Below are 20,747 nucleotides of genomic sequence, written 5' to 3' on the forward strand. Positions count from 1 at the left end.
TAGAAAAAAGTGATTCTAGCATGCGCACCTGTGGCGCCATTGCCGCATAGACAGCGGAATCAGGGCGACAAATCCCCGCAAAACATAAGAATATTCCCATTGGTTGCCACAACAGGCGATGCAAGGTCCCGCTACAATGCGGTGTCCGTCTTATTCACCACGCATCATGAAATCTTCCCGCTCCCAGGCTCGCCCTCTGTCCGACCTGCTCCGCCAGACAGAAGCGGCGGGCTCGTTGATGGCGACGGCACGGCAACTGGGACAACTCGAACGGGATTTGCGCCGACTGCTACCGCCGGCGCTGGCGGCCAATGTGACGGTCGTGCCGCCACGGGAAGGGACCTTGGTTCTGCTCGTCGCTCATAACGCGCTCGCCGCGCGCCTGCGGCAACAGGCACCAAGCCTATTGGATCGGCTACGACAAAAGGGCTGGCAACTCGAAGCAGTGCGCATTCGAGTCAGCCTGAAGAAAATTGAGGAACCAGCACGGCACGCCAAGGAAGCTCATCTGAGCCAACAGGGATTGAGCAGCTTGCGGGCTTTACGGGATGAGCTGCCAGCCTCGCCCCTGCGCGACGCCCTGGAGAGACTCGTCGCCCATCACTCGCCCACAGGCCACCGGAAGTAGCGACATCGGGCAACCAGCGAGATCAGGCGAAAGCCGATTGAGGCTCGAAAAGAAAGCCGCGTGGCGCATCCTTGAGTTCGAACGTCACCGTCTCGTATGCCTGTTGTGCGAGCAACTCGCGAAGTAACGCGTTGTTGAGCGCGTGCCCCGATTTGTATGCCGTATAGGACGCCAACAGCGGATGCCCAACCACGTACAGGTCGCCAATCGCATCGAGCATCTTATGTTTGACGAACTCGTCGTCATAGCGCAGTCCGTCGTTGTTCAGGATGCGGTATTCGTCCAGCACGATAGCGTTGTCCATGCTGCCGCCACGCGCCAGACCCAGCTCGCGCAGCATCTCGACCTCATGGGCAAAACCAAAGGTACGCGCGCGCGCGATTTCCTTTACATAGGAAGTGTTCGCAAAATCAATTTCCAACTCCTGCCCCGTGCGGTCGACGGCAGGATGGCGGAAATCGATGGTGAACTTGAGTTTAAAGCCGAAATACGGGTCGAATCGGGCGAATTTGTCGCCATCGCGCACTTCGACCGACTTGGTCACGCGAAGGAATTTCTTGAGCGCATTCTGCTCTTCAATACCGGCGGACTGAATCAAAAATACGAATGTCGCGGCACTGCCATCCATGATCGGAATTTCTTCCGCCGTGACATCGACATAAAGATTGTCAATGCCAAGGCCGGCGCAGGCCGACATCAGATGCTCCACCGTCGAGACACGCGCGCCATCCTTCTGCAGCACCGACGCCAAACGCGTGTCGCCCACCGCGGATGCCGTTGCCGGAATTTCCACCGGCTCGGGCAAATCGGTGCGACAAAACACGATACCGGTGTCCGGTGCCGCCGGACGCAAGGTCAGTTGCACTTTGCGTCCCGAGTGCAGACCGATACCGACCGTCTTGGCGATAGATTTGATGGTGCGCTGCTTCAACATTCGATTAATTAAAGCTATTATTATTTGACTATGATAGGTAGGATTATATCAGAATCCTTGTCAAGTTGTGGTTTACCAAAAGCAACGTATGTAACGATAAGTTGACGCCGTCCCAACGCAAATCCCAGGGACGGTGCGCCAGCAGCAGCGACGGAGGCATGTCGCTGCTGCTGGCCATCACGCTATGCGCCGCGCCCCGGCACTGCAGGCATCCGCACACAACATTACCAGGCTGACGTCGGCCCATGACGATGAATACGAGCCCTGCCCAGCGCCGCCAAACCGCAATGCGTACCCGGCGCACTGCGGCCGACTCCTCGGTGGCGCGGTCTGCCTGGCCTTACGGCAAACCATGGTCACCGACACGGCGATCGGCAAACTAGACCGCTCCGCCCTCTAGCGCCACCGCCCTGCTATCGGTAGGCTCCGCCGAAGACAGTTCAGCCACGGCACATTTTGAGTGCCGACTCGACTTCATTCCGCCAGATGGCGCGCGAGCGCCCTCCAACCCGCAGCCGGATCAGTCCGCCTGCTTACGCAGGAACGCCGGGATGTCGTATGTATCCACCCCTTTGTCCTGCAGCGCGGCCACATGCGCCGACGCCGTTTCGCGCGAACTGCGCCACACCGCCGGCGTGTCCAGCGCGCCGTAATCGGTAGTGCTGCCGCCATAGCTGGTGCCATGGTGCGCCGCCACCGGCATGTTGTCGGTACCGGTCTTGAGCAACGTCATCGGTGCGGCTGCCTTTTTCGAAGCAGCACGGCCCAATCCAGTCGCCACCACGGTCACCCGCAGCGCGTCCCCCATCTTGTCGTCATACACGGTACCGAAGATCACAGTGGCGTCTTCGGCCGCATAGCTCTTGATGGTGTTCATGACTTCGCGCGTCTCCGACAGACGCAGCGAACGGGACGCGGTGATATTGACCAACACGCCCCGCGCACCAGACAGATCGACGCCTTCGAGCAGCGGGCTGGCCACGGCCTGCTCGGCTGCCAGGCGGGCACGATCGACACCAGCGACGGTGGCGGTTCCCATCATGGCCTTGCCTTGCTCGCCCATCACCGTCTTCACATCTTCAAAGTCGACGTTGACCAACCCGTCGACATTGATGATCTCGGCGATGCCGGCCACGGCGTTGTGCAACACGTCGTCGGCGCACTGGAAGCATTTGTCCATTTCCGCGTCGTCGCCCATCACGTCGAACAGGCGGTCGTTCAGGACCACGATTAGAGAATCGACACTGTTTTCCAGGTCCTGGGCGCCCGTCTCCGCCACGCGCATCCGCTTGCCGCCCTCGAATTCGAACGGCTTGGACACCACGCCGACGGTCAGGATACCCATCTCCTTGGCGACCTGGGCCACCACCGGCGCCGCGCCGGTGCCGGTGCCGCCACCCATGCCTGCGGTGATGAACACCATGTGCGCGCCGCGCAGCGCGTCTGCCACGCGCTCGCGGGCCTCTTCGGCAGCGGCGCGGCCCATTTCGGGCTTGGCGCCGGCACCCAGGCCGGTCTTACCCAGCTGAATGCAGATCTCCGCCTTGGAGCGGCCCAGCGCCTGCGCGTCGGTGTTCATTGCGATGAACTCGACGCCTTGCACGCCGCGGTTAATCATATGCTGCACGGCATTGCCGCCAGCGCCACCAACACCCACCACCTTGATAACGGTGCCGTTGGTTTCAGTTTCCAACATCTCGAAGTCCATACTGCCTCCAGTAAAAAAATGTAGATACCTCATCGAAGTTCAGTGGCGTCGGGCATTACGCCGCAAACCTCGTTGCTCTCTCTACGCTCCTCAAAAAAACACTCAAAAATTGCTGAAAAACCAGTCCCGCATCCGCTGCCAGACCTGCTTCGCATTGCCGGACTGCACAGACACCTTGCGTCCGCGCATGCGCTGCGAGCGAGCCTCGAGCAGCAGTCCCATGGCAGTCGCGTAGCGCGGGCTGCGCACGACGTCGGCCAGGCCGCCGGAGTATTCCGGCACACCGATGCGCACCGGTTTCAGGAAGATGTCTTCACCCAGCTCGACCATGCCGGGCATCATCGCCGCGCCGCCGGTGAGCACCACGCCGGAGGACAGCAGCTCTTCATAGCCGGATTCGCGCACGACCTGTTGAACGAGCGAGAACAGCTCCTCGACGCGTGGCTCGATCACCGCCGCCAAGGCTTGCCGCGACAGCGTGCGCGGCCCCCGCTCGCCCAGCCCGGGCACCTCGATCATTTCGTCCGGATCAGCCAGCGCCTGCTTGGCGATGCCGTGCTGAATCTTGATGTCCTCGGCGTCGGGTGTCGGCGTGCGCACGGCCATCGCGATATCGCTAGTGATCTGGTCGCCGGCGATCGGTATCACCGCGGTATGCCGAATCGCGCCTTCGCCGAAAATGGCGATATCCGTAGTGCCGCCGCCGATATCGATCAGCACGACGCCGAGTTCCTTTTCGTCCTCGGTCAGCACCGCCATGCTCGATGCCAGCGGCTGCAGCACCAGATCGTTGACTTCCAGGCCGCAACGGCGCACGCACTTGACAATGTTCTGCGCTGCCGACACTGCGCCGGTCACGATGTGCACTTTGACTTCGAGGCGGATACCGCTCATGCCGATCGGCTCGCGCACGTCCTCCTGGCCATCGATGATGAATTCCTGGGTCAGGATGTGCAGCACCTGCTGATCGGTTGGGATATTGATGGCCTTGGCGGTCTCGATGACGCGAGCCACGTCGGGCTGCGTGACCTCCTTGTCCTTGATCGCGACCATGCCGCTCGAATTGAAGCTCCGAATGTGGCTGCCGGCGATTCCGGTAAACACATTGGTGATCTTGCAGTCAGCCATCAACTCGGCTTCCTCGAGCGCCCGCTGAATCGACTGCACGGTCGCCTCGATGTTGACGACCACGCCTTTTTTCAGTCCCTTGGATTCGCTCTGTCCAAGACCGATGACTTCGTAGTGCCCTTCAGCCTGAAGTTCGGCGACCACCGCCACGATCTTCGTCGTGCCAATGTCCAGGGCCACCAACAAATCCTTGTAATCTTTGCTCATAGCGTGTGTACGTCCCGAAGTCTCAATTGCTCTGCTGCGCTGATTTGTCATTCAAAAACTGCATCCCGGCGGCGCGGATGGCGAACCCGTTGGGGTACCGCAGATCGACGTACTCGATCTGATTTCCCCAGCGTGCCGCCACCTGCGGATACGCTTCGACCAGCCGCTGGCAACGCAACGCCAGCGTATTGTCGCCACGCTCCCGCCCTAACCGCACCAGCATCCCGCCCGACAGCCGCAGCGACCATGCGTATCGCGCCGACAAAGTCACCGCTTCGGGCTTCATGTGAAGGGGCGCAAACCATTTGACGAAATCGTAATAACGCGACGTCACTTCCTTTTCGCTGCCTGGCGGCCCGGAGAACTCGGGCAGCTTGCCGTGCTCCTCCGCTTCGGCCAGATTGGCTGCAAACAATTCGCCATCCACGCTCACCAGTTGTCCATCGCCCCAGGTCGCCAGCGGCTGGTATTCCTGGAAACTGACCGCGAGCCGGTTGGGCCAGACGCGCCGCACGCTGGCGTGACGCACCCAGGGCACCGTTTCGAACGCCCGCTGCGCGGCATCCAGATCGATCGTAAAAAAATTGCCATGCAGGCGCGACACCGCGTCGGCCCGAACAGTTGCCGCGTTGATGTGATCGGTATCGCCGTCGATCACGACCGCGCGCAGCGCAAACATCGGCCTTTGCATCAGCCAGCGCGCGCCCACCGCAAGGGCGGCCAGCATGCTCAACGCAATCAGCGTATTGGCGAGCATGTTGAGCAAGCGGACGTTTTGCCACATAGCGACTTCGGTTTCCTTTGCTTATTCCGGTTTCCACTGGTCGGTCGGATGCAGGTCCAGGGTTGCGGTACTCAATATTTCCAGCACGAGATCCTCATAGCTCAGGCCGGTTGCTCGCGCCGACATCGGCACGAGCGAATGCCCGGTCATGCCGGGTGACGTGTTGATCTCCAGCAAATAGGGTTTGTTGTCGCGCTTGCGCAGCATCACGTCGGCACGTCCCCATCCCCGGCACCCCAGTACAAGGTAGGCACGCAGCACCAGTCGCTGCACTTCCTCCTGGAGTGAGACCGGCAGCGCGGGCGGGCACTCGTAGCGCGTGTCGTCGGTAAAGTACTTGTTTCGATAGTCGTAATTGGCGTCGGGCGCGACGATGCGAATCACCGGCAGGGCGCGCGCCGCGCCCGCGCCCTGCGTACCGACGCCCAGCACCGGCACGGTCAACTCGTCGCCATCGATGAACTCCTCGGCCAGTACGTCGCCATCCAGGCGCGCCGCCTTCTCGTATGCCGCCGGCAATTGCGAAACGTCCATGACCTTGGTCAGGCCGATGGTGGAGCCTTCGCGCGAGGGTTTGACGATCAGCGGAAAGCCCAGATCGCGTCCGACCGCCTGCCAGTCGCTATCGGCCTTGAGCATGACGAAACGAGGCGTCGACAGACCTTCGTGCAGCCAGATGCGCTTGGTCATTTCCTTGTCCATTGCCAGCGCCGACGCCAGCACGCCGCTGCCCGTGTAGGGCACCCCCAGGTGCTCCAGCGCGCCTTGCAGGGTGCCATCCTCGCCAAAGCGGCCATGCAGGGCGATGAACACCCGATCGAATTTCTGTGCCGCCAATTCGGCCAGACTGCGCGTGCCGGTATCGAATTCGTGGGCGTCCACGCCGCGCGAGCGCAACGCGTCCAACACGCCTTTGCCGGATATCAACGAGATCTCGCGCTCGGCCGAGCGCCCGCCCATCAGGACGCCCACTTTGCCGAATCGCTTTGGATCGAATACGCTCACTTCAAACTCCCTGCTGCTCAATCAATTTGGCGGGTACCAGACCAATCGAGCCGGCACCCATCGTAATCACCACGTCGCCATTGCGCGCGGTGGAAAGTATGGTCTCGGGCAATGCCGCCACATCCTCGACAAAGACCGGTTCGACCTTGCCGGCGACCCGTATCGCGCGGGCCAGCGCTCGACCGTCGGCGGCCACGATCGGCATCTCGCCTGCGGCATACACCTCGGCCAGAATCAGGGCGTCGACGCTCGACAGCACGCGCACGAAGTCCTCGAAGCAATCACGCGTGCGCGTGTAGCGATGTGGTTGAAATACGAGCAACAGACGCCGATCCGGAAATGCGCCACGCGCGGCCGCCAGGGTGGCCTCCATTTCGACCGGGTGATGTCCGTAATCATCGACCAGCGTCGCGTACCCGCCGCCGCTGCTCTTGGGCAATTCCAGTTCGCCATAACGCTGGAAGCGCCGGCCGACGCCGTTGAACTCGGCCAACGCCGTGCGAATCGCTTCGTCCGGCACCTCCAGTTCCGTCGCAATGGCAATCGCGGCCAGCGCGTTCTGCACGTTATGGCGGCCTGGCAAATTCAACACGATGTCGAGCGGCGGGTACTGTCCGTTGCCATTCAAATTGAAGTGGCGCAGAACAGTGAATTCCATGCGGCCACCCACCGCCCGCACGTCGACGGCTCGCACTTGAGCGTCCTCGGCCAAACCGTAGCGGATGATCGGCTTGGAGACGAAAGGCAAAATCTCACGCACATTGGCGTCATCGACACACAACACCGCGATGCCATAGAACGGCAGACGCTGCGTGAAGGCAATGAATGACTGTTTGAGCCGGGCAAAGTCGTGGCCATAGGTATCCATGTGATCGGCATCGATGTTGGTGATGACTTCGATCACGGGAAACAGATTGAGGAACGAGGCATCGGACTCGTCCGCCTCGACCACGATAAAGTCGCCGGTCCCGAGCTTGGCATTTGCCCCGGCGCTGTTCAGGCGCCCGCCTATGACGAAAGTGGGATCCAGACCGCCCTGCGCCAGCACACTGGCCACCAGGCTGGTGGTGGTCGTCTTGCCATGCGTGCCCGCGATGGCGACACCTTGTTTCAGGCGCATCAATTCCGCGAGCATGACCGCACGCGGCACGATCGGGATTCGCTTGGCGCGACCGGCCAGAACTTCGGGATTGTCGGCGGTAATCGCGGTAGACACGACGATCGCGTCCGCGCCCTGGATGTTTTCAGCCGCGTGCCCTTGCACGACGCGCGCGCCCAGCGCTATCAACCGCTGCGTCGTCGCGTTGTTGCCGAGATCGGAGCCGCTCACGCGATACCCGAGGTTGAGCAGCACCTCGGCGATGCCGCTCATACCGGCGCCACCGATGCCGACGAAGTGGATATTTTTGACGATATGTTTCATGTCAGTCCCTCGCCACCGCAACGCAGACGCGCGCAACCTGTTCGGCCGCGTCCGGCTTGGCCAGCGAGCGGGCCTTTTGCGCCATCGCCATCAACCCTTCGCGCGTTTGCTGTGCCAGCCAGTCCGCCAACTTCCGGGCCGTCAGGTCTCGCTGCTGTATCAGCACCGCAGCGCCTTGGCCGGCCAGAAATTCCCCGTTGGTCGTTTGGTGATCGTCGACGGCTTGCGGAAATGGCACGAACAGCGCCGCGACGCCAGCCGCGGCGACTTCGGCCACCGTCATCGCGCCGGCCCGGCAGATCACCAGATCCGCATCCGCATAGGCCCGCACCATGTCGTCGATAAACGGTACTGCGTCGGCCGCGACCGCTGCGGCTGCGTAGTTCGCCTGCAACGTGGCGATATGTTTGACGCCCGCCTGATGCGTCACATGCGGACGCGCGTCGCGCGGCAGCGCTGCCAGCGCCTTGGGAACAATCTCGTTGAGAGCCGCAGCGCCGAGACTGCCGCCCACCACCAGCAAGCGCAGCGGTCCGCTACGTGCGCCATAGCGCTCTTCCGGGGGCGGAAGAAGGGCGAAATCGGCACGAATCGGGTTGCCGACCCATTCGGCACGGGGCAACGCATCCGGAAATGCGACCAGTACCTGGTCGGCGATCTTCGCCAGGATCCGATTGACCATGCCAGCCACCGAGTTCTGTTCGTGCAGCACCAGCGGATAGCCAAGCAGCGACGCCATCATTCCTGCCGGAAAAGCGATATACCCGCCCATGCCGAGTACCACGCTCGGCCGCACCCGACGGATCGCGCGAAGGCTTTGCCAGAACGCGCGCAACAAATTGAACGGCAACCAGAGTTTCGTCAGCAGGCCTTTGCCGCGCACGCCACCGAACCGCACGAATTCCATCGGGATGTCGTATTTCGGCACCAGACTGGCTTCCATGCCGGTCGGATTGCCCAGCCATACGATCCTCCAGCCTTGCACACGCAGGAAATTAGCGACCGCCAGGCCCGGGAAGACGTGCCCGCCCGTACCGCCGGCCAGTATCAGCAGCGTGCGCTCGGGTCCGACGGGCATGCTCGACGCGTCAGCGGGGCGACGAACGCTCATGGCCGCCCTCCCAACCACACCGTGTGCTGATGCGCTACGGTCATACCTTCCCTCCGCGATAACCGCGGATTTTGGCTACGGCCGCTGCGCTTAACCTGGCACGCTGCGCGCGCCAGGTTAGCCTGCGCCGAAATCGAGTGCTGATGCGCTACGGTCATACCTTCCCTCCGCGCATCAGCACTCGATTTTCGTAGTCGACTCGCATCAACATGGCAAAGGCGATGCAGTTGAGCAGAATTCCAGAGCCGCCATAGCTGACGAACGGTAACGTCAGGCCCTTGGTCGGCAACAGCCCCAGATTCACTCCCATATTGATGAACGTTTGCGCGGCAAACCATACGCCGATGCCTTTGGCCAGCAGGCCGGCGAAGGTCCGCTCCAGTGCGAGCGCCTGGCGGCCGATGTCGAAAGTGCGGCGCACGAGCCAATAGAACAGCAGGATCACGGTGAATACGCCGACGAAGCCGAGCTCCTCCCCGATCACCGCGAGAATGAAGTCGGTATGGGCTTCCGGCAGATAATGCAATTTCTCGACGCTGGCGCCGAGTCCGACACCGAACCATTCGCCGCGACCGAAGGCAATCAGCGAATGAGTCAGTTGATAGGCCTTGCCCAGCGCATGATCCGCACTCCAGGGATCGAGATACGCAAAAATTCGCGCCCGCCGCCAGGGTGAGGCCCAAACGAGTACCGTGAAGGTGGCAACGGCCGTTAGGGTCAGGCCGGCGAACAACTTTCCATTGACGCCGCCGAGGAACAACACGCCCATCGCAATCGCCGCAATCACCATGAACGCACCCATGTCGGGCTCGAGCAACAGCAGCATGCCGACGAATGCCACGGCAACGCCCATTGGCAAAAAGCCCTTGCGAAAGCTTTGCATGAAGTCCTGCTTGCGCACCGTGTAATTGGCCGCATAAAGCGTTACCGCCAGCTTCATGAATTCGGATGGCTGCAGATTGAGCACACCGATCGGAATCCAGCGCCGGGAGCCGTTCACTCCTTTGCCGATATGCGGGATCAGCACGATCACCAGCATGAACAGCGCGAGCAACAGGATTTTTGGCGCCAGCTTGTCCAGTACCTTGATGGGTATCTTGAACGTGATGATCGAGGCGATCGAAGCCACCACCAGCGCAATGATGTGGCGCACCAGGAAATGCGAGGTGTTGTAATAGCTGACTTGCGGCGAATCGGACAGACCGATCGAGGCCGAATAGACCATCACGAGCCCAAGCGACAACAGCGCGATCACAACGCACAACAGCGGCTGATCGTACTCCATCATTTTGGAGCGGGTCAGCTTGATGCCGCCCAGCGCGCTGGCCGTGCCGGTGCGGGCTTTGCCGATCGTGGCGCTGGCATACCCGGCCTGCCGTTTCTTGCTCGAGAACGCCTTGAACCAGCTCATAGCATCACCCCCGCCTGTGCTGCGAGTGCGCTCACGGCGTCGTGAAAGACCTCGGCCCGATGCGCGTAATTACGGAACATATCGAAACTGGCGCAGGCGGGCGACAACAACACCGCGTCGCCCGGTTGCGCCACCTTGGCCGCGGCCTGCACGGCGTCCTCGAGCGTGACGCAGTCGTGCAGCGGCACGCCGGTGTCGGCCAGCGCCGCCCGGATCGCCGGTGCGTCACGCCCGATGAGGAATACGGCTCGCACGCTTTGTGCCACCGGCTCGGCCAACGCAGAGAAGTCCTGGCCCTTGCCGTCGCCGCCGGCGATCAAAATCACTCGCTGATCCAGACCGCGGATGGCCGCAACCGTGGCGCCAACGTTGGTGCCCTTGCTATCGTCGAAATAGGCGACGTCGTTGAGCGTGGCAATCAATTCGACCCGATGAGGCTCGCCTTGGTACTCGCGCAACCCATGCAGCAACTGCGCCATTGGCAAACCGATGGCGCGTGCCAAGGCAAGCGCCGCCAACGCATTGGTGGCGTTATGAGTGCCCCGGATGTGAAGCGCATCGGCCGGCATCAGCCGCTTCATCGACAGCTCGGCCGGCGGCGCGGGCTCGGTCTTGCGGCGTCGCGCTGGGGGCGCGTCATCGGCGCTCTCCGCCTGCACCAGCCAGCAAATACCGTTGACGATCTGCAGCCCGAAGTCGCCGTCGGCCGCTGGCAACCCGGCGCCGAACGTCACGACGGCCGCATCGGGCACGGTCATGGCGGCCACCAGCGCGTCGTCGCGATTGAGCACGCGCACTGTCCGCGCACCAAAAATTCGCGCCTTGGCTGCGGCATAGGACGCCATGTCGCCATGCCAGTCGAGATGGTCCTGCGTGATGTTGAGCACTGTCGCGGCGTCCGGCGCGAGTGTATGCACGGTCTCGAGTTGGAAACTCGACAACTCGATGACCCAGATCTCCGGCAGCGTCGCCTCGGCAATACACTGGCTGAGCTTGTCGAGCACCGACGGGCTGATGTTGCCCGCCACGGCAACCCGCTTGCCGGCCCGTGCGCAGAGCTTGCCGGTCAGGCTTGTCGTGGTCGTTTTGCCGTTGGTGCCTGTCACGGCAAGCAACTTTGGCGCGTAGCCGCTGGCAGCGCCAAGATGGCGCAGCGCCTGGGCAAAGAATTCGATTTCCCCCCAAACGGGAATTTGGCGCTCTTTGGCGGCAGCCAACAATGCCTCGACAGCCGAATCGCGGGGCGACAACCCTGGGCTGATTCCGACCAGCTGGACATCGTCGAGCAGTGCGGGGGTGAATGCGCCACCGACGAACTCGGCTTGCGTCACTTCCGCCTCGAGAATAGGCAAATTGCCGAGCGCGCCCGCGTCGCGCGTGTCGGCAACCCGGACGCGACAACCATAGCGCGCGCACCAGCGAGCCATGGCCAAGCCGGACTCACCCAAGCCCAGCACCAGGACACGCGGTTGTGGTTGATTGCCGAACATCTCGTTGAACACGTCGCTGCTTCCTTGGTTAACTCTGATTTACCGCAACTTCAGGGTGGACAGCCCCACCAGCACCAACATCAGGGTGATGATCCAAAAACGCACCACGACCTGGGTTTCTTTCCAGCCGGACAATTCGAAGTGGTGATGCAGCGGCGCCATCTTGAAGATACGGCGCCCTTCCCCATAGCGTCGCTTGGTGAACTTGAACCAGGCCACCTGAAGCATGACCGACATGGTTTCGACCACGAACACGCCGCCCATGACGAACAACACCACTTCCTGCCGGACAATGACTGCCACGGTGCCCAACGCGCCGCCCAGGGCCAGCGCACCGACATCACCCATAAAGACCTGCGCCGGGTGCGTGTTGTACCAAAGGAAGGCCAGGCCAGCGCCACCCATGGCCGAACAAAACACCAGCAGCTCGCCCGCCCCCGGGATATGCGGAAACAACAGGTATTTGGAGTACACCGCGTTACCCATGACGTAGGCGAATATGCCCAGCGCGCCGCCCACCAGCACGACCGGCATGATGACCAGTCCGTCCAACCCGTCGGTGAGGTTGACGGCGTTGCTGGAGCCGACGATCACGAAATAAGTCAGGGCGATGAAACCAAATACACCCAACGGATAGCGAACCGACTTCAGGAAAGGCAGCAACAGATCGGCCTTGGAAGGCAGGCTCATCGGGAAGCCATTGCGCACCCAACTGACGAACAGCTCAAGCACCTTGAGGTTGCTGGCTTCGGACACGCTAAAGGCGAGGTACAACGCGGCAAACAAGCCGATGACAGACTGCCAGAAATATTTCTCGCGGGACGACATGCCGCGCGGATCCTTGTAGACGACCTTGCGGTAATCGTCGACCCAGCCAATGATGCCGAACCCAATGGTGACCAGCAGCACGATCCAGATGAACCGATTGCTGAGGTTGGCCCACAGCAGCGTCGAAACAGTGATCGCGATCAGAATGAGCACGCCCCCCATGGTCGGGGTGCCGGATTTGACCAGGTGAGTCTGCGGCCCATCGGTGCGCACGGCCTGGCCGACCTTCATCGCCGTCAATTTGCGGATGACCCACGGACCGCAGGACAGACCGATCACCAGCGCGGTCAGGTTGGCCATCAACGCGCGAAAGGTCAAATAATTGAAGACGCGCAAGAAGCTTGCATCGCTGTGCAGCCACTGCGCCAGGGTCAAGAGCATTCAGCTATTCCTTTTGTTGTTCAATTGCGCCATAAGAATTTTCGAGCGCGCCGACAACGCGCTCCATCCGCATGAAACGTGACCCCTTAACCAATACCGATGCGATCGGCTGCGCCGCACTTTGCATGTAGGTGTTGAGCGCGCCGACGTCGGCGAAATGCTTGCCGCCCGCACCGAACGCTTCACATGCATGGCGCGCCAGCTCGCCGGTGGCCAACAGCACCTCGATGCCGTGCGCGCGGGCATAGGCACCGGCCTCGCGATGAAACGCAGGCCCCTGGTCGCCGACTTCCCCCATGTCGCCAAGGATCAGCGCGCGCGGCCCCGGCATGACGGCGAGTACGTCGATCGCGGCACGCACGGAGTCCGGATTGGCGTTGTAGGTGTCGTCAACGAGCGTCGTGCCCGCCATCGCGCCACGCGTGAGCGTGGTGACCTGCAGCCGGCCCTTGACGGCACCAAACCGGGACAGGGCGTACGCGATGGCATCCGGCGTCACGCCAGCAGCCAGCGCGCAGGCGATCGCGGCAAGCGCGTTGCGGGCGTTGTGCTCGCCGAGCACCGGTAGGTTCAGAGCAATGTCGCCAGCGGGAGTTGTCGCCCGCAAGGCGCGCGTGGCCGCGTCATAGTGCCCGCTGACGACAGCCGGCGCATCCAGCGCAAAGTCGAAAATCCGGCGTTGCCCAGCAGCAGCTCGCCACAGCGGGGCAAACTCGCTGTCGGCCGGAAACACCGCCGTGCCGTCGGCAGGCAGTGCGAGGATGACAGACAGGTGCTCTTGCGCGACGGCTGCGACGTCGACCATGAACTCCTGATGCTCGCGCTGCGCGTTGTTGATCAGCGCGATGGTCGGCTGAGCAATGGTCGCCAGATATGCAGTTTCGCCGGGATGATTCATGCCGAGCTCAAGCACCGCCAGCCGATGCTCGGCACTCAGGCGAAATAGCGTCAGCGGCACGCCGATGTCGTTGTTGAAGTTGCCGGCCGTGGCAAGCCGGTGAGATTCGCCCACTGCCCGCGCGAAAATCGCGGCGATCATTTCCTTGACGGTGGTCTTGCCGTTCGAACCTGTCACGGCAACGACCGGCAGGACGAAACGACGACGCCATCCGGCGGCCAACTCGCCCAGCGCGATGCGCGTATCGGGCACCAGCGCGGCAGGCACTGCAAGGTCTTGCGGCAGACGCTCCACCACGACCGCGGCCGCACCCTGGCGCGCCACGTCGGGCAGGAAATCGTGCGCGTCGAAGCGCTCGCCCTTGAGCGCCACGAACAGATCGCCGGCGTGCACGGCGCGGCTGTCGGTGACAATCCGCTCGCAGGCGACCTGATCATCGCCGACGCATTGACTGTCATGCATGTACTGGACAGCCTCGTTCAGGCGCATCATCATTCGCCACCTCCACGCGAAGTCGCGCGAGCTGCCAGCGCCAGGCGGGCATGCTCCTGATCGGAGAACGGCCGCTTCTTACCCATGATTTCCTGCGTGTTTTCATGCCCTTTGCCGGCTATCAGCACGACATCGGCCGGTGCAGCCTGCCGGATCGCCTGCAAGATCGCACTGGCGCGATCCTCGATTTGCCGGACTTTCTCCGGGGCACTCAAACCTGCCGCAATTTGAGCGATGATGCCGGCCGGCGACTCGCTGCGCGGATTGTCGCTGGTGAGCACCACGGCGTCGGCCAACCGTTCCGCCGCGGCGCCCATGAGCGGACGCTTGGCCGCGTCGCGGTCGCCGCCGCAGCCGAATACGCAAATCAACTGGCCGTCGCGCGCGCGTGCGACCGGCCGCAGCGCGCCGAGCGTCTTTTCGAGCGCATCCGGCGTGTGAGCGTAATCCACGACGACCAGCGGCGCGCCGGTGCCGCCCAATTGCTGCATGCGACCGTCGACCGGCTCCAGCTTCGCCAGCGCCGACATGGCCTGATCAGCCGGCACGCCCGCAGCGAGCGCCGCACCGAGCACGGCCAGCAGATTGCTGATGTTGAAGGTGCCCAGCAGCGGCGTGTGCATGATTGTCGATGTGGATTCGGCATGTAACCGAAACGTCGTGCCGGAGGCAGTCGCCTGCACGTCGGCGGCAGTCAACACGCGGTTGCCGTGGGCCGACGGGGTCGGCACACCCAACCCGTATTCGATGACCGGCAACCTGCCGGCGAGTTTGGCCAACAGCCGCTGCCCCATAGCGTCGTCGCGGTTGATCACCGCGCATTGCAAACCCGGCCAGGTGAACAGCCGCGCCTTGGCAGCCTCGTAGGCCGCCATGGTGCCGTGATAATCGAGATGATCCTGAGTGAGATTGGTGAATACGGCGATGTCGAACGCCACACCGTTGACCCGCCCCTGAGCCAACCCGTGCGATGACACTTCCATGGAGACCGCACGCGCGCCAAGCGCCTGCAAATCACGCAGATTTTGCTGAAGCTGTACGGCGTCGGGCGTGGTGAATCCCGTGCTCCGCAATTGCCCCGGCATGCCGGTGCCGAGCGTACCAATGATCGCGCAGGTTTGTCCGGCGTCGCACAGCACCCTTGCCAGCCACTGGCTGACCGACGTCTTGCCGTTGGTTCCGGTAATGCCGATCGTCCGCATATGGCGGCTTGGCTCGCCATACCAGAGCGAAGCCAATTCGCCGGCCAGCGCGTCGAGTCGCGCCACGCCCAGATGCGCCACACTCGTCACGTCGGCGGGCCAGCGCCAGGCGTCGCTTTGCCACAGTACCGCAGCGGCACCGCGCGCCACCGCGTCGGCGATGAACGGCCGATTGTCGGCACCCTCGACGGCGTAGGCGACAAACACATCACCGGGCTGGATGCGACGACTGTCTGCCTGCAATAACGCTTCGGCGCTGCAATGCTCGGCGAGCCAGCCATGCGCGTTTGTCAGCGTCGCGCGCATCGGCGCGCTCAACGTTACAGGGTCGACGGCCATGGCTCACTCTCCGTGGTCGGGTCGCTCAGCACCAATTGACGGATTGGCGCATCCGGCGCGACATTCAAAGCCTGCAACGCCCCGCCGGCGATGCTCGAGAAAACCGGCGCTGCGGCCGTGCCGCCGTAATGCGAGCCGCGCGACGGCTCGTCCAGCATGACCGCCACGACGATGCGCGGCGCGGACATCGGCGCCAGGCCGACGAACGATGCGCGATATTTGGTTCGGTCGTAACCATTACCCGACTGCTTGTAAGCCGTGCCGGTCTTGCCGCCGACGCGATAGCCCACCACCTGGGCCCGCGTCGCGGTGCCACCCGGCAAAGTTGCGATCTCCAGCATCTGCCGCACTTGCCGAGCCGTCTGTGCGGAGAACACGCGCTCGCCGCGAGCTGGCGCGCCATCCGTTTTATAGATGGAAACGGGGATCAGTTCGCCGTCGTGGGCAAAGACGGTGTATGCGCGCGCCAATTGGAGCAAGGACGCCGACATCCCGTAGCCATAGCTCATGGTGGCCTGTTCGATGCGCCGCCAACTGCGGTGGGGGCGCAGACGGCCGGCGACTGCCCCCGGGAAGCCCACGTTCGGTGCACGCCCAAAGCCGGCGAGGGTATACATCTCCCACATTTCCTGCGGCGTCATCATCAATGCGATCTTCAGCGTGCCGATGTTGCTCGACTTCTGAATCACGCCGGCGACAGTCAGAGCGCCGTGATTGCGCGTGTCTGTGATGGTCGCGCCGTCGAGCCGGATGCGCCCCGGCGAGGTTGCGATCATGGTGTCCGGCGTGACGCGCCGATGTTCGAGCGCCAGGCCGATGGTGAACGGCTTCATGATCGAGCCAGGCTCGAAGGTGTCGGTCAACGCACGGTTGCGCAGTTGAGCGCCTGTGAGCCTGAGCCGATCATTGGGGTTGTAGGTCGGCAAATTGACCAGCGCCAGCACTTCCCCGGTGCGCGTGTCCAGGACGATGGCACTGCCCGCCCGGGCGCCCGTACGCTCGATGGCATCCTTGAGTTCCCGATAGGTCAGGAATTGAATTTTGCTGTCGATCGACAGCGCGATATCTCTTCCGTCCCTGGGCGAGGCCAGTACGCCGACGTCTTCGACAATTCGCCCCAGACGATCCTTGATGACCTGGCGACTACCCGGAACACCCGCCAAGTCGGCCTGACGCGATAGCTCGACACCTTCCTGTCCGGCATCCTCGACATTGGTGAAACCGATGATGTGCGCCGCGGTTTCGCCTTCCGGATAAAAACGCCGGTATTCCTTGCGTTGATATATTCCCGGGATTCCAAGTGCCGCGACTTGCTCGGCCTTATCCAGCAGGACTTGGCGTTTGAGATAGACAAAACTCCTGTCGGCACTTAGCTTGCGGCGCAGAATGTCGCCCTTCATGTCGAGCAGTCTGGCCAACTCATTGAGCTTACTTGCCGACACATCTTGTGGCACATCCTCCGGCAGCGCCCAAATGGCGCGCACCGGCAGGCTCGTCGCAAGCACCTGTCCATTGCGGTCAAAAATCTTGCCGCGTGTCGCCGGCAACTCGAGCGTGCGTTTGTAGCGGCTTTCACCCTGCCTTTGATAAAAATCGTTGCCCGGGCCTTGAATCCAGAACGCGCGCACGAGCAGCGCGGTAAAAACCGCGAAGACCAGAAACATCGCCAATCGCGAACGCCAGGCAGGCACAGCCACGGCAAGCACCGGGCTGGTCGCGAACTGGACGTTTTGCGATTCGTTGCGCTTCATCGGCCGCCCCTCTTCCCGCCTGGCGGCATAACAGCAGGCAAGCCGGTCAGATATTGGGTTCGGCCAGGATTGGCCGGCATCATGTGCAACTGATTGCGGGCCACGGACTCAATGCGCGCGCTCTTGCTTTGAGCGCTTTGCTCATATTGGAGGCGATCCCAGTCCTGCGCCAGCTGGTATTCGAGCGCCTGCTCACGCCCAAGCTCGATAAAGAGCGTACGGGCACGATACTGGGCATTGACCAGTGAAAGAGCGCACAGCAGCAGGACAGCAAGCAGCAGAATGTTGAGGCGGCTCATGGCGCAGCCCTTTCCGCCACGCGCATGATGGCTGACCTCGCACGCGGGTTGGCCGTCGTCTCGGCATCGCCGGGCTTGACGCGCCCGCGCAGGATCATCTTGGGGCGAGGGATGTCACTGGCTCGCAACGGCACGCGCCGATCGATCACGGGCGGCTTCGCATGCGCCTGCATGAAGCGCTTGACGATGCGATCCTCCAGCGAATGAAAGCTGATTACCACCAGCTTGCCTCCATACTCCAGCACATCCAATGCGGCCCCAAGTGCTATCGGCAACTCCGCAAGCTCTTGATTGACGTGAATCCGTATAGCCTGAAAGGTGCGTGTGGCCGGATTCTGGCCCTTCTCGCGGGTCTTGACTGCACCAGCCACGATCTCGGCAAGCTCGCGCGTGCTGACGAGTGGGCCAAGACGGTCGGCGTCTGCCCGGCGAGCAATAAGCGCCTTTGCAATCTGAACAGCAAACCGTTCTTCCCCATAATTTCTGATGACCTCCGTCAATTCGTCCTGCGACACCCTGGCGAGCCAGTCGGCGGCCGACTCTCCACGACTGGGATCCATGCGCATATCGAGCGGCCCGTCGAAACGAAAACTGAAGCCTCGCGCCGGATCGTCCACCTGCGGGGACGACACGCCCAAATCCAGCAACACACCCGCCACCGCATTCACACCAAGCCGCGCAAGCACCTCTCGCATTGCCGCGAAGCTCTCGTGCACGATCGCGAATCGCGGGTCGTCGATCTTGCTCGCCTCGGCAATGGCCTGCGGGTCCTTGTCGAAAGCGATCAGGCGCCCCTGCGGCCCGAGGCGGTTCAAAATCTTGCGGCTATGACCGCCGCGCCCGAAAGTGCCGTCGACATACACGCCATCGAGCCGCCATAGCAGTGCATCCACGGCCTCATCCAGCAGAACCGTGCGGTGCTGCATTTCCGTTTCCACCGCGTGCGTCATGCTCGACAGGCCACCTGACTATCAAAAAGTGAAATTCTTCAGCGCATCCGGCATACCCTGGGCCATCGCCGCCTGCTCTTTTGCGATATACGTCGTGGCATCCCAGATTTCGAAGTGACTGCCCATGCCAAGCAGCATGACGTCTTTGTCCAGACCAGCCGCCAACCTGAGCTCGGAGGCAATCAGGACCCGGCCGGTACCATCCATCTCGACATCCGCTGCGCTGCCCAAAAAAATACGACGCCACCAGGTGGCGTCCATCGGCAGCGCGGCGACCCTGCCGCGAAAAACCTCCCACTCCGGGCGCGGGAAAAGCAACAAGCACCCATCCGGGTGCTTGGTAATCGTGACCCGGCCCTCAGCCTGTTCCTTCAGCACGTCACGATGCCGGGCCGGCACTGACATCCGCCCCTTTGCATCCAGTGATAGTGCCGAAGCCCCTTGAAACACGGCGAGTTCCTCGAAAAATCAGCGGCCACCTGAGCCCATTCAACACTCGACAAAACGAGAAAATTTCACACGAAATTGCACTTTCTCACACTATTTCCCACTTTAGAGTAAGCATTTATGGCGGTCAAGCGTTTTGGCGGTTTTTTGAATGAAAATTTCTTGCCAGAACAATGACTTAGCGCACATTCCTCATGTCGCCGCCAGCTAAATTTCGATAAAAATTAATGGGATAAGAAAGATTGTGAAAGTGCTACATCAGAAACCGGACGCTCGAAACGGCCAACGTCCAAGCATATGGAGAGTTCAACAAAAGTAGGTACTCACGCCACCAAGTCATCGGCAGGGCTCTGCCGGCCGACACGCGGTTTGGCACATTCAGGGAAATAGGGAGACTTTAGCCAAGCCCCCAAAACCGCCGCGCCAGAAAAGCAATGGGAGCCCCAGCCGTATTTATATCGCGTAAGCAATCGTGGTCATGACTTTGGAGGTGAGCTTCATCGCCCGTCGCACCGGCGCGGGCAACTCGACGCCTCCCGCGTCTCGCGCAGTTTGCCCATGCACGATCTCATCCGCGCGCATTTGCTCGAGAATCGCCCTGGAGCGTGCATCTTGCGCCGGCAGGCGCTCGAGATGACCGTCCAGGTGATGCTCGACCTGCCGCTCCGTTTCAGCCATGAATCCGAGACTGATGCGATCGCCAGCCTTGCCGGCCAGGAATCCGATCGCCAAGGCCCCCGCATACCAAAGCGGATTAAGCAGACTGGGGCGCGCGTCCAACTCGCTGAGTCGCGTAGCGGTCCACGCCAGATGATCTTCCTCCTCGCGCGCCGCGCGCTCGAACGCCACACGCAGCCGCTCGGACGGCGTCGCCAGCTTTTGGGCCTGATACAGCGCCTGGGCGCAAACCTCGCCGACATGGTTGACGCGCATCAGGCCGGCCACGTGCCGCCGCTCGCGCTCGCTCAGTTGCGGCTGCGCCGCTTGTGCCGGAGCGGCCGGTAGAGGCAGAGCGCGGCCCGCGCGGGTCACGCCAGTGACGGCGCGCAGGCCGCGGTCGAATTCGTTAATCCAGGCATCCAATGACATGATCGCTTTCTCGAACAACCGTTTTTACGTATTTTACGATATGAGATGACGGCAGGGTGGAAGGCTCCAATCGCTCAATTTGCCGGCCTTGCCCGACGCAAATTGAACGCGGCGCAGCGCCCCATGGAGCGCTCCGATTCGGGCGCAAAGCCCACGCCATGGGGCTGTTGCAAAAAAGAAACATGAATCGCTCGATTCAGGCGGCAAACGCGCCTTTTCCTTTGCCAGCACCAGTGAATTTG

The 20,747-nt window shown here is 62.1% G+C and carries 18 protein-coding genes; 1 reads left to right on the top strand and 17 read right to left on the bottom strand.

Going from position 1 to position 20,747, the window contains the following annotated elements; genetic code table 11:
• The first annotated feature begins 166 nt into the window (after positions 1 to 166).
• Entirely contained in the window at positions 167 to 628 is a 462-nt protein-coding gene (locus EPN80_RS03615; protein ID WP_293023775.1) for a DUF721 domain-containing protein, read from the top strand.
• 22 nt (positions 629 to 650) lie between these two features.
• Here EPN80_RS03615 and lpxC read toward each other — a convergent pair whose 3' ends face one another.
• The 17 genes from lpxC to coq7 form a co-directional block, all read right to left on the bottom strand.
• Entirely contained in the window at positions 651 to 1,562 is a 912-nt protein-coding gene (lpxC, locus tag EPN80_RS03620) for a UDP-3-O-acyl-N-acetylglucosamine deacetylase (protein ID WP_293023777.1), read from the bottom strand.
• Positions 1,563 to 2,082: 520 nt separating this feature from the next.
• Entirely contained in the window at positions 2,083 to 3,270 is a 1,188-nt protein-coding gene (ftsZ, locus tag EPN80_RS03625; RefSeq protein ID WP_293023779.1) for a cell division protein FtsZ, read from the bottom strand.
• A gap of 102 nt (positions 3,271 to 3,372) precedes the next feature.
• The gene (gene ftsA, locus EPN80_RS03630) at positions 3,373 to 4,605 is read right to left on the bottom strand and encodes a cell division protein FtsA (RefSeq protein WP_293023782.1); all 1,233 of its coding nucleotides are present in this window, start codon (positions 4,603 to 4,605) and stop codon (positions 3,373 to 3,375) included.
• Between the two features lie 22 nt (positions 4,606 to 4,627).
• On the bottom strand, positions 4,628 to 5,389 hold the full coding sequence (locus tag EPN80_RS03635) for a cell division protein FtsQ/DivIB (RefSeq protein WP_293023785.1): 762 nt from the start codon (positions 5,387 to 5,389) through the stop codon (positions 4,628 to 4,630).
• Between the two features lie 21 nt (positions 5,390 to 5,410).
• Entirely contained in the window at positions 5,411 to 6,394 is a 984-nt protein-coding gene (locus EPN80_RS03640) for a D-alanine--D-alanine ligase (protein ID WP_293023788.1), read from the bottom strand.
• 1 nt (position 6,395) lies between these two features.
• Positions 6,396 to 7,817: a UDP-N-acetylmuramate--L-alanine ligase gene (gene murC / locus EPN80_RS03645; protein ID WP_293023791.1), complete on the bottom strand. Its 1,422-nt coding sequence runs from the start codon at positions 7,815 to 7,817 to the stop codon at positions 6,396 to 6,398.
• A gap of 1 nt (position 7,818) precedes the next feature.
• On the bottom strand, positions 7,819 to 8,928 hold the full coding sequence (murG, locus tag EPN80_RS03650) for an undecaprenyldiphospho-muramoylpentapeptide beta-N-acetylglucosaminyltransferase (RefSeq protein ID WP_293023793.1): 1,110 nt from the start codon (positions 8,926 to 8,928) through the stop codon (positions 7,819 to 7,821).
• 154 nt (positions 8,929 to 9,082) lie between these two features.
• Positions 9,083 to 10,339: a putative lipid II flippase FtsW gene (ftsW, locus tag EPN80_RS03655; protein ID WP_293023795.1), complete on the bottom strand. Its 1,257-nt coding sequence runs from the start codon at positions 10,337 to 10,339 to the stop codon at positions 9,083 to 9,085.
• The gene (gene murD / locus EPN80_RS03660; RefSeq protein ID WP_293023855.1) at positions 10,336 to 11,829 is read right to left on the bottom strand and encodes a UDP-N-acetylmuramoyl-L-alanine--D-glutamate ligase; all 1,494 of its coding nucleotides are present in this window, start codon (positions 11,827 to 11,829) and stop codon (positions 10,336 to 10,338) included. The genes ftsW and murD overlap by 4 nt, the downstream gene beginning before the upstream one ends.
• A 39-nt stretch (positions 11,830 to 11,868) precedes the next feature.
• A complete protein-coding gene (gene mraY, locus EPN80_RS03665) occupies positions 11,869 to 13,038 on the bottom strand; it encodes a phospho-N-acetylmuramoyl-pentapeptide-transferase (RefSeq protein WP_293023797.1) in 1,170 nt (389 codons plus the stop codon).
• Positions 13,039 to 13,042: 4 nt separating this feature from the next.
• On the bottom strand, positions 13,043 to 14,398 hold the full coding sequence (gene murF / locus EPN80_RS03670; RefSeq protein ID WP_293023857.1) for a UDP-N-acetylmuramoyl-tripeptide--D-alanyl-D-alanine ligase: 1,356 nt from the start codon (positions 14,396 to 14,398) through the stop codon (positions 13,043 to 13,045).
• A 29-nt stretch (positions 14,399 to 14,427) separates the two neighbouring features.
• Positions 14,428 to 15,936, bottom strand: a complete 1,509-nt coding sequence (locus EPN80_RS03675) for a UDP-N-acetylmuramoyl-L-alanyl-D-glutamate--2,6-diaminopimelate ligase (protein ID WP_293023859.1) — start codon at positions 15,934 to 15,936, stop codon at positions 14,428 to 14,430.
• 14 nt (positions 15,937 to 15,950) lie between these two features.
• Positions 15,951 to 17,720 carry a penicillin-binding protein 2 gene (locus EPN80_RS03680; RefSeq protein WP_293023799.1) on the bottom strand — a complete coding sequence of 590 codons (1,770 nt, stop codon included), beginning with the start codon at positions 17,718 to 17,720 and terminating at the stop codon, positions 15,951 to 15,953.
• Entirely contained in the window at positions 17,717 to 18,019 is a 303-nt protein-coding gene (gene ftsL / locus EPN80_RS03685) for a cell division protein FtsL (protein ID WP_293023803.1), read from the bottom strand. The genes EPN80_RS03680 and ftsL overlap by 4 nt, the downstream gene beginning before the upstream one ends.
• Complete coding sequence (rsmH, locus tag EPN80_RS03690) at positions 18,016 to 18,957, bottom strand: 16S rRNA (cytosine(1402)-N(4))-methyltransferase RsmH (RefSeq protein ID WP_293023861.1); 942 nt, start codon at positions 18,955 to 18,957, stop codon at positions 18,016 to 18,018. Before rsmH ends, ftsL begins: the two co-directional genes overlap by 4 nt.
• Before the next feature lie 33 nt (positions 18,958 to 18,990).
• The gene (mraZ, locus tag EPN80_RS03695) at positions 18,991 to 19,419 is read right to left on the bottom strand and encodes a division/cell wall cluster transcriptional repressor MraZ (RefSeq protein WP_293023806.1); all 429 of its coding nucleotides are present in this window, start codon (positions 19,417 to 19,419) and stop codon (positions 18,991 to 18,993) included.
• A gap of 450 nt (positions 19,420 to 19,869) precedes the next feature.
• Entirely contained in the window at positions 19,870 to 20,505 is a 636-nt protein-coding gene (coq7, locus tag EPN80_RS03700) for a 2-polyprenyl-3-methyl-6-methoxy-1,4-benzoquinone monooxygenase (RefSeq protein WP_293023809.1), read from the bottom strand.
• Positions 20,506 to 20,747 lie beyond the last annotated feature (242 nt).

The sequence above is a fragment of the Pandoraea sp. genome (genome assembly GCF_004297875.1).
Taxonomy (GTDB): Bacteria; Pseudomonadota; Gammaproteobacteria; order Burkholderiales; family Burkholderiaceae; genus Pandoraea.

Excerpts from the sequence above, each read along its gene's own strand:
- mraY (WP_293023797.1), bottom strand. The coding sequence starts at position 13,038 with ATGCTCTTGACCCTGGCGCAGTGGCTGCACAGCGATGCAAGCTTCTTG.
- ftsZ (WP_293023779.1), bottom strand. The coding sequence starts at position 3,270 with ATGGACTTCGAGATGTTGGAAACTGAAACCAACGGCACCGTTATCAAG.
- ftsL (WP_293023803.1), bottom strand. The coding sequence starts at position 18,019 with ATGAGCCGCCTCAACATTCTGCTGCTTGCTGTCCTGCTGCTGTGCGCT.
- EPN80_RS03635 (WP_293023785.1), bottom strand. The coding sequence starts at position 5,389 with ATGTGGCAAAACGTCCGCTTGCTCAACATGCTCGCCAATACGCTGATT.
- EPN80_RS03615 (WP_293023775.1), top strand. The coding sequence starts at position 167 with ATGAAATCTTCCCGCTCCCAGGCTCGCCCTCTGTCCGACCTGCTCCGC.
- lpxC (WP_293023777.1), bottom strand. The coding sequence starts at position 1,562 with ATGTTGAAGCAGCGCACCATCAAATCTATCGCCAAGACGGTCGGTATC.
- ftsW (WP_293023795.1), bottom strand. The coding sequence starts at position 10,339 with ATGAGCTGGTTCAAGGCGTTCTCGAGCAAGAAACGGCAGGCCGGGTAT.
- murD (WP_293023855.1), bottom strand. The coding sequence starts at position 11,829 with ATGTTCGGCAATCAACCACAACCGCGTGTCCTGGTGCTGGGCTTGGGT.
- EPN80_RS03675 (WP_293023859.1), bottom strand. The coding sequence starts at position 15,936 with ATGCGCGCGACGCTGACAAACGCGCATGGCTGGCTCGCCGAGCATTGC.
- coq7 (WP_293023809.1), bottom strand. The coding sequence starts at position 20,505 with ATGTCATTGGATGCCTGGATTAACGAATTCGACCGCGGCCTGCGCGCC.
- EPN80_RS03680 (WP_293023799.1), bottom strand. The coding sequence starts at position 17,720 with ATGAAGCGCAACGAATCGCAAAACGTCCAGTTCGCGACCAGCCCGGTG.
- ftsA (WP_293023782.1), bottom strand. The coding sequence starts at position 4,605 with ATGAGCAAAGATTACAAGGATTTGTTGGTGGCCCTGGACATTGGCACG.
- murC (WP_293023791.1), bottom strand. The coding sequence starts at position 7,817 with ATGAAACATATCGTCAAAAATATCCACTTCGTCGGCATCGGTGGCGCC.
- murF (WP_293023857.1), bottom strand. The coding sequence starts at position 14,398 with ATGCATGACAGTCAATGCGTCGGCGATGATCAGGTCGCCTGCGAGCGG.
- murG (WP_293023793.1), bottom strand. The coding sequence starts at position 8,928 with ATGAGCGTTCGTCGCCCCGCTGACGCGTCGAGCATGCCCGTCGGACCC.